The sequence below is a fragment of the Treponema saccharophilum DSM 2985 genome (assembly GCF_000255555.1).
GTDB lineage: Bacteria > Spirochaetota > Spirochaetia > Treponematales > Treponemataceae > Treponema_D > Treponema_D saccharophilum.
In genome coordinates this window covers 1-12,506 of record NZ_AGRW01000036.1, presented here as the reverse complement: position 1 = coordinate 12,506, position 12,506 = coordinate 1, and the positions used below count along the sequence as shown (strand labels likewise).

The 12,506-nt window shown below is 55.0% G+C and carries 12 protein-coding genes; 7 read left to right on the top strand and 5 right to left on the bottom strand.

Annotation, left to right across the window (positions count from 1 at the left end; translation table 11 throughout):
* The 6 genes from TRESADRAFT_RS02940 to TRESADRAFT_RS02915 all read left to right on the top strand — a co-directional run bounded on the left by TRESADRAFT_RS02940 (window position 1) and on the right by TRESADRAFT_RS02915 (window position 6,509).
* Complete coding sequence (locus tag TRESADRAFT_RS02940; RefSeq protein ID WP_002702694.1) at window positions 1-1,047, top strand: ABC transporter permease; 1,047 nt, start codon at window positions 1-3, stop codon at window positions 1,045-1,047.
* Window positions 1,048-1,093: 46 nt separating this feature from the next.
* Entirely contained in the window at window positions 1,094-2,158 is a 1,065-nt protein-coding gene (locus TRESADRAFT_RS02935) for an ABC transporter ATP-binding protein (protein WP_002702691.1), read from the top strand.
* Between the two features lie 165 nt (window positions 2,159-2,323).
* A complete protein-coding gene (locus TRESADRAFT_RS02930; RefSeq protein WP_002702689.1) occupies window positions 2,324-3,304 on the top strand; it encodes an ABC transporter ATP-binding protein in 981 nt (326 codons plus the stop codon).
* A 68-nt stretch (window positions 3,305-3,372) separates the two neighbouring features.
* Window positions 3,373-4,998, top strand: a complete 1,626-nt coding sequence (locus TRESADRAFT_RS02925; protein WP_002702687.1) for a peptide ABC transporter substrate-binding protein — start codon at window positions 3,373-3,375, stop codon at window positions 4,996-4,998.
* Between the two features lie 140 nt (window positions 4,999-5,138).
* On the top strand, window positions 5,139-5,807 hold the full coding sequence (locus TRESADRAFT_RS02920) for a SanA/YdcF family protein (RefSeq protein ID WP_002702685.1): 669 nt from the start codon (window positions 5,139-5,141) through the stop codon (window positions 5,805-5,807).
* A gap of 72 nt (window positions 5,808-5,879) precedes the next feature.
* Complete coding sequence (locus TRESADRAFT_RS02915; RefSeq protein WP_002702683.1) at window positions 5,880-6,509, top strand: MarC family protein; 630 nt, start codon at window positions 5,880-5,882, stop codon at window positions 6,507-6,509.
* Window positions 6,510-6,569: 60 nt separating this feature from the next.
* Here TRESADRAFT_RS02915 and TRESADRAFT_RS02910 read toward each other — a convergent pair whose 3' ends face one another.
* The 4 genes from TRESADRAFT_RS02910 to TRESADRAFT_RS02895 all read right to left on the bottom strand — a co-directional run bounded on the left by TRESADRAFT_RS02910 (window position 6,570) and on the right by TRESADRAFT_RS02895 (window position 10,310).
* A complete protein-coding gene (locus tag TRESADRAFT_RS02910; RefSeq protein WP_002702681.1) occupies window positions 6,570-8,081 on the bottom strand; it encodes a metal ABC transporter solute-binding protein, Zn/Mn family in 1,512 nt (503 codons plus the stop codon).
* A 190-nt stretch (window positions 8,082-8,271) separates the two neighbouring features.
* On the bottom strand, window positions 8,272-9,423 hold the full coding sequence (locus TRESADRAFT_RS02905) for a CobW family GTP-binding protein (RefSeq protein ID WP_002702679.1): 1,152 nt from the start codon (window positions 9,421-9,423) through the stop codon (window positions 8,272-8,274).
* Between the two features lie 174 nt (window positions 9,424-9,597).
* Window positions 9,598-9,894, bottom strand: a complete 297-nt coding sequence (locus tag TRESADRAFT_RS02900; RefSeq protein WP_002702677.1) for a hypothetical protein — start codon at window positions 9,892-9,894, stop codon at window positions 9,598-9,600.
* The gene (locus tag TRESADRAFT_RS02895) at window positions 9,891-10,310 is read right to left on the bottom strand and encodes a Fur family transcriptional regulator (protein WP_002702675.1); all 420 of its coding nucleotides are present in this window, start codon (window positions 10,308-10,310) and stop codon (window positions 9,891-9,893) included. Before TRESADRAFT_RS02895 ends, TRESADRAFT_RS02900 begins: the two co-directional genes overlap by 4 nt.
* A gap of 250 nt (window positions 10,311-10,560) precedes the next feature.
* Between TRESADRAFT_RS02895 and TRESADRAFT_RS14890 the strand changes: the two genes are divergently transcribed.
* A complete protein-coding gene (locus tag TRESADRAFT_RS14890; protein ID WP_002702673.1) occupies window positions 10,561-12,141 on the top strand; it encodes a pectate lyase family protein in 1,581 nt (526 codons plus the stop codon).
* 121 nt (window positions 12,142-12,262) lie between these two features.
* Here TRESADRAFT_RS14890 and TRESADRAFT_RS02885 read toward each other — a convergent pair.
* Window positions 12,263-12,506, bottom strand: a 244-nt coding sequence (locus TRESADRAFT_RS02885; protein WP_040842195.1) for an IS3 family transposase, incomplete at its 5' end; no start/stop codon positions are given.

The following is a 12,506-nucleotide window of genomic DNA, read 5'->3' as shown; positions in this document are numbered from 1 at the left end:
ATGGAAAACAAAAAGAACATTCTGAGCCTCCAGCTGGACGTCAGCGATTTCGTTCCGGCTTCGGCGGAGGAGAAGGAATCTCTCGTCGTCATGCGCGAGTCCGTCAGCTTCTGGAAGGACGGGATACGAAGGTTCCGCAAGAACAAGATTGCGATGTCCGCGCTTGCGATCGTGCTTTTCATCGTCGTGCTCTGCTTTTTCGTGCCGATGTTCTATCCCTACAAGTATGAGCAGCAGGTCAAGGGAAGCGAGCGCCTCGGCCCGATGGAGTATTCGAAGACCGAGATTGCCGCGATTGAGGCGGGCGAGTCCGTCTTCCCGCATCTTCTCGGCACCGACCAGAACGGGCGCGACTACGCTATCCGCGTCATGGTCGGCGGGCGGGTCTCGCTCATGGTCGGCATCGTCGCGTCGATACTCATCCTCATGATTGGCTCGCTCTACGGCGCGGTTGCCGGCTATTTCGGCGGCATCATCGATTTGGTGATGATGAGAATCGTCGACATCATCTATACGGTTCCCGATGTCCTCATAATCATCCTGCTCGCGCAGACGCTGAAATTCCCGCTCCGCTCTTTGGGCGCGCTGCCCGGTTTCGGCTGGATTCAGCTTCTCGGCCCGAACATGGTCTCGATGTTCATCGTGTTCGCGCTCCTTTATTGGGTCGGCATGGCGCGAATCGTCCGCTCGCAGATTATGATTCTCAAGCAGAACGAGTACGTCACCGCGGCAAAGGCGCTCGGCGCGCGGAAGAGGCGCATAATCGGAAAGCACCTCATCACGAACTGCATCGGAACGCTCATCGTCACGACGACGCTCCAGATTCCGTCGTCGATTTTCACGGAGTCGTTCCTCTCGTTCCTCGGGCTTGGCGTCCAGGCGCCGATGCCGTCGCTCGGCTCTCTCGCGTCGGCTGCTCTCAACGGGTTCCTCACGTTCCCGGAGAAGCTTTTTGCGCCGGCTTTCCTCATCTTCATCATCATCCTGAGCTTCAACCTTCTCGGGGACGGTCTCCGCGACGCGTTCGACCCGAAGCTCAAGAGCTGACGGATGCCGCGCGTTCGCGGCGAGAAAAAACGTATAGGATTAACATATGGCAGACGAAAACAAAAACTATCTGGTTGACATACAGCACGAGAAGCTTTCCTTCTTCACTCCTGCGGGGGAGGTTCGCGCGCTGAACGACGTCACCCTCCACATGCGCGAGGGCGAGGTGCTCGGCATAGTCGGCGAGTCCGGCAGCGGAAAATCCGTGACCGCCTATTCGATTATGGGGCTGACGGCGGAGAACGGAAGAATAATGGACGGGACGGTCACGTTCAATGGTCACCGCATCGACAAAATGAGCGAGAAGGAGCTCCGCCATATCCGCGGGAAGGAAGTGAGCATCATCTTCCAGGACCCGATGACGAGCCTGAACCCCGTCTGGACAATCGGAAACCAGATTGAGGAGGCGATAAAGCTCCACACCGACAAGAAGGGGGCCGAGGCGACCGACCGCGCCCGGGAGCTGCTCACCCTCGTCGGCATAAACGAGCCGGACAAGCGCCTCAAGCAGTACCCGCACGAGCTTTCCGGCGGAATGAGGCAGCGCGTGATGATTGCTATTGCCCTTGCGTGCGAGCCGAAACTTCTCATCGCCGACGAGCCGACGACGGCGCTCGACGTTACGATTCAGGCGCAGATTCTTGAGCTGATGCAGGAGCTGAAGCGGAAGCTCGGGATGGGAATCATCATGATTACGCACGACCTCGGTGTCGTCGCGAGCATGTGCGACCACATCGCCGTAATGTATGCCGGCGAGATTGTCGAGTACGGGACGACCGACGATATTTTCTACAACCCCCAGCACGAATACACGCGCGGTCTTCTCCGCTCGATACCGAAATTCCACGAGAAGGATTATTCGAAGCTCGTCCCGATTGAGGGGCAGCCCGTCGATTTGCTCAACCGCCCGAAGGGATGCTGCTTCGCGCCCCGCTGCGCGAACTGCATGAAAATCTGTCTTGAACGCCCGCCCGTGCGCAACGAGTACGAGTCTCTCGGCGGTGCTGCCGTCGGGGAGAACGTTCACTACGGCAGGTGCTGGCTTGAGCAGAAGGCGGCTATGCTCGGAAGCGCGGACGCGAAAGTGGAGGCGGGAAATCCCGAAAAATAAGACAGCTCGGGAATGTCGTCTCGAAAATCGCTGCCCGGGATTCAGTTTCTTTTGCGGTTCCGGGCGCACCGGCGGATTTGTCGGACATGCCTACTGATTATTCGATAAAAAAGGTACAAAAGGCTGCTTTTGCATTTTTGTTTTGCATGCAGCAGGAGAGAAACAATGAGCGAGAACCTGCTCGAAATTGAGCATTTGAAGCAATATTTTCCCGTGGCGGGAAGCAAGAAAGTTGTCCATGCCGTCGATGACGTGAGTTTCTTCATCAAGAAGGGCGAGACGTTCGGTCTTGTCGGCGAGTCTGGATGCGGAAAGACGACGACCGGACGCTCGATTCTCCGCCTTACGGAGCCGACTGCCGGAAAGATAACGTATGACGGCGAGGTCATTTTCGACAGCGAGAAGGGAATACGCGCCGACATGCGGCCGTACCGCAGGAAGATGCAGATTGTGTTCCAGGATCCGTACGCATCGCTCGACCCGAGAATGACCGTCGGCGACATCGTCGGGGAGGCGCTCGACATACACAAGCTCTATTCGAGCAAGGCGGAGCGGCGCGAGAAGATTATCTCGCTCCTTTCGACGGTGGGGCTGAACAGCGAGCACGCGAACCGCTACCCGCACGAATTCTCGGGCGGCCAGCGTCAGAGAATCGGAATCGCGCGCGCTCTTGCCGTCAACCCGAAATTCATTGTCTGCGACGAGCCGGTGTCCGCGCTCGACGTCTCGATTCAGGCGCAGGTCGTGAACATGTTCGAGGATTTGCAGAAGGAGCGCGATTTGACCTATCTGTTCATCGCGCACGACCTTTCCGTCGTCAACCACATATCGAGCAGGATTGGCGTCATGTACCTCGGGCATATGGTTGAGATGGCGGATGCCGACGAGCTTATATTCCACTCGCTCCATCCGTACACGCGCTCGCTTATCTCCGCCGTTCCAATCGCCGACCCAAAAACTGCCCGCGCGAACAAGCGCATAATCCTTGAGGGTGACGTTCCGTCTCCCGTGAACCCGCCGTCTGGATGCCCGTTCAGGACGAGGTGCCCGTATGCCGACGCGCAATGCGCCGAGCAGAAGCCCGCGTTCAAGGAAGTGGCGAGCGGCCATTGGGCTGCCTGCCACCATCTCGACAAGCTCAACTAGGGCGCGCGTTCCGATTCGGTATTCTTTTTCAGGGGATGCTTCTGCATTCCCGGGGAGTTTTCATAATTATGAAGAAACTGGCATTGTTGGTTTCTGCGTTGGCGTTGTCTGGAGTTCTTTTCTCCTGCAACGAGAAGAAGGAGCAGGCGGCTTCGAACGAGTCCGTCCTGCATATTCAGGTTGGGCCGTCACCCGAGACAATCGACCCCGCGCTCAACAGCGCGGTTGACGGCGCGAATATGATTATCCATGCGTTCGAGGGGCTTCTTAAGTTCGACCGCGACAACAACATCGTCGCTGCCCTCGCCGACAAATGGGAGCAGTCCGAGGACGGCCTTACGTGGACGTTCCATCTCCGCGACGGGCTCAAGTGGTCTGACGGAAGCCCGCTTACGGCTGAGGATTTCGTCTACTCATGGAGGCGCGTCGTCGATCCGATGACTGCGGCTCCGTACGGATACGACCTTATGAACATCGTCGTCGGCTACGAGGAAGCATCGAAGGGCGATCTCGAAAAGCTCGGCGTTTCTGCCCCCGACGCGCAGACGTTCGTCATCAAGCTCGTCAACCCCTGCGTCTACTTCGACAAGATTGCGGCGTTCGCGACTTTGGTTCCCGTGCAGAAGAAGACAATCGAGGCTGCCGGAGACGGTTGGGCGACCAAGCCCGAGAGCTACGTCACGGACGGACCGTACTACATGACGGAATTCACCGACGGCGCGCAGATTGTGTTCTCGAAGAACCCCTACTATTGGGACGCCGCGAACATCACGTTCGACAAGATTGTCTGGCATCTCATCGAGGACGCGAACACTTCTTTCACCGCTTACAACCAGGACGAAATCCAGCTCATAAAGGACGTTCCGACAGAGGAGATTCCGTCATTGCGCGGAAACCCCGAATTCTTCGTCGAGCCGATAATGGGAACGTACTACGTCACGTTCAACGTGCAGAAGAAGCCGTTCGACGATCCGCGCGTTCGCCAGGCGCTCTCCCTCGCAATCGACCGCAAGCACGTCGCGACGACAATCATGCAGTCGACATACGCGCCCGCGAAGAACTTCGTCGGACCCGGAATCTCCGACGCGACGCCCGGCTCCTCTTTCGAGGACGTGACGAGGCAGAAGTACGGCGACAAGTTCAACATCGACGATTACGCGTCTGACCTTGCGAAGGCGAAGGCGCTCCTCGCCGAGGCCGGATATCCGAACGGAGAGGGATTCCCGACGTTCGAGTACCTCACGAACGACGCTCTCTACCATAAGGCTGTCGCGGAATACCTCCAGGCGGCGTGGCGCGAGCTTGGGCTGACGATGAACGTCAACATCCAGGAATGGAAGACTGTCACCGCGGACCGCCGCTCCGGAAACTTCGACACCGCGCGGAACGGATGGGTGTATGACTGGGACGACCCGTCGAACATGATAAACCTTCTTGAGACGAACAACGGAAACAACGACGGAAAGTATTCTTCTGCCGAATTCGACAGCCTCGTCTCCCTCGCGAAATCGACGACTGATGTCGCCAAGCACTACGACTACCTCCATCAGGCGGAGCAGGTGCTCCTGAACGATTCTGCGATGGCTCCGATTGCGTACTACAACGAAATCTGGATGCAGAAGACGAACCTCAAGAACACGTGGCATTCTCCGTACGGCTACTGGTACGTGATGTACGGCAGGCTTGAGAAGTAGGTTTCGTCCTGAAAAAAGGCGATTCCATCAGAGCGGGGATTCTTCCCCGCTTTTGAAGACGAATTCCCGCCGTTTCCTCTGATGGGGCGATGAAATGCACTTCGGGGGTGGCGGGATTTTTTTTGTTGGGGAGAAAAATTATGAGGGCAAGGACTTTTTTCGCCGCGTTTTTTTCCGCGTGCGCGGCGGCTTTCCTTTTTGTTGCGGCTGCGAACGCGTTCGTCGTCCTTTCGGCGCGCCCGTTTGTGTTCCGTTCCGTCGCCGATGTCCCGCCGAAGTACACTGCCGTCGTTCCCGGTGCGGGCGCGAGAAACGGAAGGGTCTCGTTCGTTTTCCGGGACAGGATTGAGGGCGCCGTCTCGCTTATGGAGGCGGGGAGGGCGGAGAAAATCATCGTCTCCGGCGACCACGGGAGGAAGGATTACGACGAGGTGAATTCCGCCCTCTCGTACATGAAAAAAGTCCACGGAATTTCCGACGGCGACGTTTTCCTCGACCATGCGGGATTTTCCACGTACGACACGATGTACCGCGCGCGAGACGTTTTCTGCGTACGCGATGCCGTAATCGTCACCCAGCCGTTCCATGCCGCGCGGTGCGTTTTCATCGCGCGCGCCCTCGGGCTTGATGCCGTCGCGTATGTCGCTCCCGAACTGAACCGGCTTCCGCGCCGCGCAAAAATCGTATGGGAAATTCGTGAAAGCCTCGCCCGCGTGAAAGCCGTCATCGACGTCGTTTCCCGCGCGAAGCCCGTCTACCTCGGCGAGCAGATTCCCGTGACGGGCTCCTCCGCCGCGACCCGCGACTGATTTTCCCGCCCCATGCGTCTTTCGAAGCGGGCAAAATGGAATGTTTCATGAAAATCGTATACAATCGCGCCCATGTCTTACATAAATGAATTTTTGCGGATGTGCCTGACGTTCATCATCATCATGGATCCTCTCGGCAACATCCCCGCGTTCTGCTCCGTCACCGGCGGGCTTGACGACAGAATGCGCCTGGGCATTTTGCGGAAGGCGATTCTCGTCGCCGCGTTCGTCCTCATCGTTTTCGGTATTTTCGGCAGGTTCCTTCTTTCGTTCTTCGGGATAACGCCCGGCGCGTTCTACATTTCCGGCGGAATCCTCTTCTTCACGATTTCGTACGAGATGATTCAGAGCAAGCCGAGAAGCCGCTCGACGCCTGCTTCCGGAACGGAACCACAGGATTCGATGATGCTCGCAGTTTTTCCGCTCGCGATTCCGATGATAGCGGGGCCCGGAATGATAACGACCGTCATTTTCACCATGGCGAACGGGGTGTTCTCGTTCGTGCGCGCGGCAATGCTTCTCGCCGCCCTCGCGTTCTGCCTTGCGATACAGTATTTCGTCATGAAATTCGGCGCGATGCTCGTGCGCAGAATCGGGACGACGGGAATGTTCGTCCTGGAGAAGATAATGGGGCTTATCCTTGCCGCGCTCTCAATCCAGCTCATATACGACGGGCTTGTGAAGCTCGGCATACTCGGATGAAAAAAAACGCGCGGCAGTTTCCCGCCGCGCGCATGGACTTGTTTCAGCTCTGTCTGCTCCTTATTTCCCGAGCGCTTCCTTTAGCACTTTGAGGTTTTCCTCCATCGCGCCGAGGTATGTCGCGCCCTTATTTATCTGCTTTTTTGTCGTCGACTGCATAGAGTCGAGCGTGAGGATTTTTGCGTTCTTGTTCTTGCTTGTTTTTATTATCGTTCTCGCGATTTTTCCGTTTCCGCTCTCAATCTGGCAGACGCTGCCGAGGTTCAGCTCGTCGACTTTTCCCGCAAGGAACGCGATGGTCTTGAAGCTCGCCTCTGATTCCGCCGAGCAGCCGGTGAACGCCGCATAGTATGAAAGCCCGTAGTCGTCAACAAGATAGCGGAACGGGAAGCGGTCGCCGAAGAGAATCGTTTTCGTCTTCGCGCCCTTTACTGCGTCCTCGAATTTCTTGTCGAGCGCGGAAAGATTCTTCTCGTACGCGGCGAGGTTCGACTTGTACGACGGCGCGTTTTTCGGGTCCGCCTTGCAGAGCGCGTCCGCAATTGCCGAGCAGAAAATCTCCGCGTTCTTGAGCGAGAGCCATACGTGCTCGTCCATCTCCTCGTCGTGATGATGATGATGCTCGTGTCCCGCAAGATGGTCGCAGATTTCCTCGGCGTCCATGTCCGCGGGAAAGAACGTCGGCCAGTATTTTTCCGGGTCCTCGATTGCGTCGAAGCTCTCGTCGCTCATCCGGATGTGGAAATGCTCCGCCTTCGCGCTCTCAATCATGTGGTCGTTGAATTCGACGAACGCGGGCGCCGGTGATTTTTTGTCTGTGCTCTCGAACCGGTACATCGCCGCTTTCGTTCCAGACGACCAGTTCTGCACGTAGAACCCGACGTATTTGTATTTCGCGCTTGCGGTTTTCCCGTTGTCGTATACGTATTTTATCGTGTCGCCGCTTATCGAAACTGAGTCGATGTCCGTCTTGTATCCGGTCTTGTAGTATTCCTTGTACTCTTCCGCGCTCATTTTCCCGGATTCCGCCTTCTCCTCCCATGCCTCGTCGAGCTTTCCTTCGAGAAGGTATTTGTACGGGGACTTCCATTCGCCTGCCCAGTCGGAAAGCGCGCGGTCCTTGACGTCCTTGTCGTCGAACGTCGAGACTTCCTTTCCGTGGCTGTGCTCGTGCTCCTCGTGCTCGTGCTCATGCTCCATTCCGTCGACGATTTCCTCCGCCTTTACCTTGTCGCCGAGGACGTCGAGCAGGTTCACCACCTGCATGTTCTTGTTGCGCACGTTCCTGAGCGCGTTCTTGACCCATCCGTCGCTCTCGCCGCCGACGTACACGAACACGTCCGCGTCGGAGATTTTCGCGATGTCCTTCGCGGACGGCTGGTAGCTGTGCAGGTCGGAGCCGTTCGACAGAAGGAGCGTGAGCTCCGACTCCTTTTCCTTGTCGCCGATAATTTGCCGTGCCCAGTCGTATTCCGGGAAGATGGTCGTCACGACCTTCGTCTTTGCCGATGCCGGAACCGCTGCTGCCGCGAGCGACATGAGCGCCGCGATGAATGCCTTGTTTATTCTCATTTTTTTGACCTTCCTTATTTTGTTCTCTCTGCCTGAAAAAACGGTTGATTTGGATTTTGCCACGCTGAGCGGCTTTCGTGAGAAAGCTTGGCTGGCGCGCGCAGATTCCGAATCAAGTTCGGGATGGCACCGGAAATCGTGTGTCCGCCGAAAAATCTGACAGAGCCATTTTGTTTCCGTTCGTCCTGATTTATGCGCTTTCTTTCCCGTCGAGGCAGCCGAGGAGCGCGCTCCGTATCGCCTCGTGGTCGTATCCCTTTCCGATGAACACAATCTGGTTTTCCCTGTCGCCGAATTCCGCGTCCCAGTTTTCCCTGACGTCGGGATTCTCCTCGAGGACGGCTTTTTTCTGCTCGTCGGAAAGCGCGTCAATCCAATACGAGACTTCCGTGACCGACGAATTCCTTCCCGCCTGCTCGAAAAGCTGCACGTCCGCGTCCGCGTCGCTGAACCAGATGTATCCCTTCGCGCGGATGAGCTGCTCCGGATATCGCTCGCGGATGAACGACATAAATTTCTCCCTGTTGAACGGGCGTCGCTCCTCGAAGACGAACGAGGAGATTCCGTATTCGTCGGTGCAGCCTTTTGTCCCGTTGAGGCTGTTTATCGCCTTCTGGATTGCCGATGACGAGTCCACCTGCTCGAAGTCGAACGGCTCGTCGGTGAGGATGTCGTCAGGCTCCACGGTTCCGTTCACCGCGCGCATTATCGGGGCTTTCGGCTGGAAGTCGCGGATTACCTTCTCGACCGCCGCGATTTTCTCCTCGTCGAGGAGGTCGCACTTGTTGAGGACAATCCTGTTGCAGAATTCAATCTGGTCGACAATCAGCGTCGTGATGTCCTGTGCGCCGAGCCCGTTCTCGTCAGTCTCGCCGCTCCTGTCGCTCCTGTATTTTTCGAGGTTCGTGAGGAATTCGCGGTGAATCCTGTCGGCATCGACGACGGTTATTATCGAGCTTAAATATACGTTCGTGTCGGGGTTCTCGTCCTCGTACGCAAGGAAACTCGCCGCAATCGCGCCCGGGTCGCTTATACCCGACGCCTCCACGAAAACCGCCTGCGCCGTGTTCGCCTGCGAAATCTTCTCCATCTGCTCGATGAACTCGTCGCGGAGCGTGCAGCAGATGCAGCCGTTCTGAAGCTCGTACATCGCGGCCTGCGCGACCGCCGCCCCTTGCTTCTTGAGGATTTCCGCATCGACGTTGATGCTTCCCATGTCGTTCACTATGAGCGCGACCTGCCTTTTCTCCTGCCTGAGGAGGTTGTTGAGGAGCGTCGTCTTTCCCGACCCGAGGTATCCTGTGATAAGGACGACGGGCTTCTTTTTCTGAGATTTCTTCATTTTTTTCTCCGTTTTGATTTTGACCCCGTCCGCTGAAATGCTGGCAAAAAGCGCCGGGGGCATCCAAAAAAATGATGCCTTGTCGAGCGAAGCCGAAACATGTATTTTGCATGCCGGCGCGTTTTCCGGACAGGGGCGTGGTTTTTCTGAAAATGTTCCGCTTGCGGATTGTTTTCAGTCGGAGAGCTTGATTTTTTCCGTGATGAGCGTTCGCGTCTGCGCGTTTTTTTCCGCCGTGCGCGTTTTTTCCTCATGACGGAATCGTGCCGCAATCAGGAGAGCCGCCGACGAGGATGCGCACATCGTGCGGAGCGAAGCCCTCGCCGTTTTGAGCGCGAGGCAGATTCCGCACCCGGCGCCCGAGCAGTCGTGCTTCGCGTGGACGATTTCGAGCGACAGAATCGAAAGAACCGATGCGAGCGCGACGGCAGCCGCAAAAATCGTGAAGTTTCTTCTATTAAAAATAGTCATTCCTCGCTCTCCATGCATTTTCCGCATGTCCCGTAGAAAACCGTCCTCAGCGGGTTGAGCGTTATCCCGTGGTGCTCCTTCAGGTGGCTCTGCAGATGGTCTAGCTCGGAACAGTCGAGGTGGATGAGCGCGCCGCATTTCTCGCACTTTATGTGGAAATGCATCCGGCTTTCTTCGTCGTTTTTCTCGCCCGTGTACTCGAAACATGCCGCGGAATGCTCGTCGATGTAGTATTTTACGAGCGTCCCGTCCGCGACAAGCCGCTCGAGCTGGCGGTATATCGTCGCGATTCCGAGCGGCGTCTCCTTCCCGGCAAAATGGTTCCGGACATCTTCCGCCGTGAAATGCCCCTTCCTCTCGGAAAGGAACGACAGCAGAAGTTCCTGCTGCCTTGTCTTGTACGCCGCCTTTATCATGGAATTTTTCCTCTTTCCTAAATTTGATAACTGTTATCAAATTACCGATATGAACGGAAAATGTCAATAAATTTGAGAATGAATTTCATATTCCGCGTTTGGTCGCTTTTTTTCAAATTCTTGGATGAAATGGGTAAAGGAGAGTGCGGGCGTTTTCTATAAAATGTCAGAATTCTTTTTGGGACGCATGGACGCGGGCATTCCGTCCGCGGTTCCCGAAGCTGCCTTTTTGATAAGAACGGAGGGTTTTATGGGTATTTTTTTGCGGACGGCTTTGAAAGCCGCTTTGATTTCGGCGCTCGTGTTTGCCGGATGTGCTTCGGATAATTCAAGCGACAGTGACATCGATTCCCTTACGGGTGTGTCGATAAGCGGAAACGAGAAAGTCCTCATTGGTCAAAGCGCGACGTTGACCGCAGCACCGAAAAAAACAGGAAAACCTGAAATCTCATATTCATGGAGCCTTTCGTCGGACATCTGCGCGTCGCTAAGCGCGACGAAAGGGGAGAGCGTTGAGCTGTCCGTGCGCGACAGCGCGTCGGAAGGAGACAGCGTAAAAGTGACCGTGACCGCCACATGGGGAACCGTCTCCGTGAAAGGCGAGAAGACGGTGACGTTCTCGACGGCACCGAAACTTTCGTTGACGGACAAGCCTGTGGGATACGCCAGCCTTAGCACAGACTACTCAACTTCCGGCGGAACCACCGTAACGACCCGCGAGGAGCTTCTTTCTGCCCTTTCGAATGGCGGAGTCATCATCATCGACGGCATGATTGACATGAGCGAGGGGAAACTGTGGGAAAGCGGAAGTACTTCAATGTCGACGGCTCCAACTGCGCTGGATTCTTTCGTGCACTCGACTGTTTCAGCATATTCTGACTATGCCGACTGGGTTGATAAATACACAAAGGCATGTTCTACAACTACAGAAGATGGAAAATCAAGTTCTGCAAATAGTTCTTTGTACGATGATTTGAGGACGTTGAATGCAGCATACGGAAACCTCATTAAAGTTACGATTTCAAAAGACGGAACGACACTCATCGGAAAGGACGAGAACTGTGGAATCCGAGGCGGTTCGATTCAGATTAGCGGAAAGAAGAACATCATAATCCGCAATCTTACGATTCAAGACCCATGCGACCCGTTCCCGCACCATGAATCAGGTGACGGCTACAACGCCCAGTGGGACGGCATCTGCATTCAGGGAAGTAGCTCGAACATTTGGATTGACCACTGTACTTTTGAAGACACGATAACTCTTGAAAAAACGACAAACACGACTAAAGAGAAGTGGCAGATTTTCGACGGTCTCTGCGACATGAAGGGTGATTCCACAAACATAACCGTCTCAAACTGCCACTTCAAGAACCACGACAAGACAATGCTCATCGGCTCTTCTGATTCGGACGGAGACAACACGAAGCGTTTTGTCTCTTTGATAGGAAACTATTTCGAGAACTGCGGTCAGCGCCTGCCTATGGTCAGAAACACAAAGATTCATGTTTTGAACAACTATTACACAACGTCAGGCTCTCCATATTCTTCACAGTCTTGCGTCAATGCTAGAAAGAACGCGATTGTGTATGCGGAGAACAACTATTTCGGCTCCGGCTGCAAATACTCGTTCAATGCAGCGTCCGGAGATTCTACTCCAGTTCTCCATGCGAGCGGAAACTCCGGAGAAAAGGTTTCTTCGACAAGTAATATATCTGCAGCCGATTCCGCTTTGTTCAGCTCTCTGAATGTCTACACCTACACCGCCGTAACAGCGGATGAGGTGAAGACGAATGCAGAAGAAAACGCAGGCGCAGGCTACTTGCTGAATTAGCCCATCCATCCCTCTGAAAAAAAAGCCGCCCGCGCAATCAGTGCGGAACCGACTCATATACACCCCGTCCCTTGGAAAAAAAACTCATCCGTGGTGAAGTGTACCCCAATTATTGGACACTTTAACTAACGGACTTAAAGGACTTAGTTCTGTATTCAACAGGGCTGAGTCCTTTTAATTTTAACTTAATCCGTCTGTTGTTATAATAATCAATGTAATCGATTAAATCCCTTTTGAAAACCTCAGCATCTGAATATTTATTTGGATATAGCAGTTCAGACTTCATTATTCCGAACCAGTTTTCCATCACAGAGTTATCAAGACATTCCTTTACGGACATACTTTGGATAATTCCTTTCTGTTGT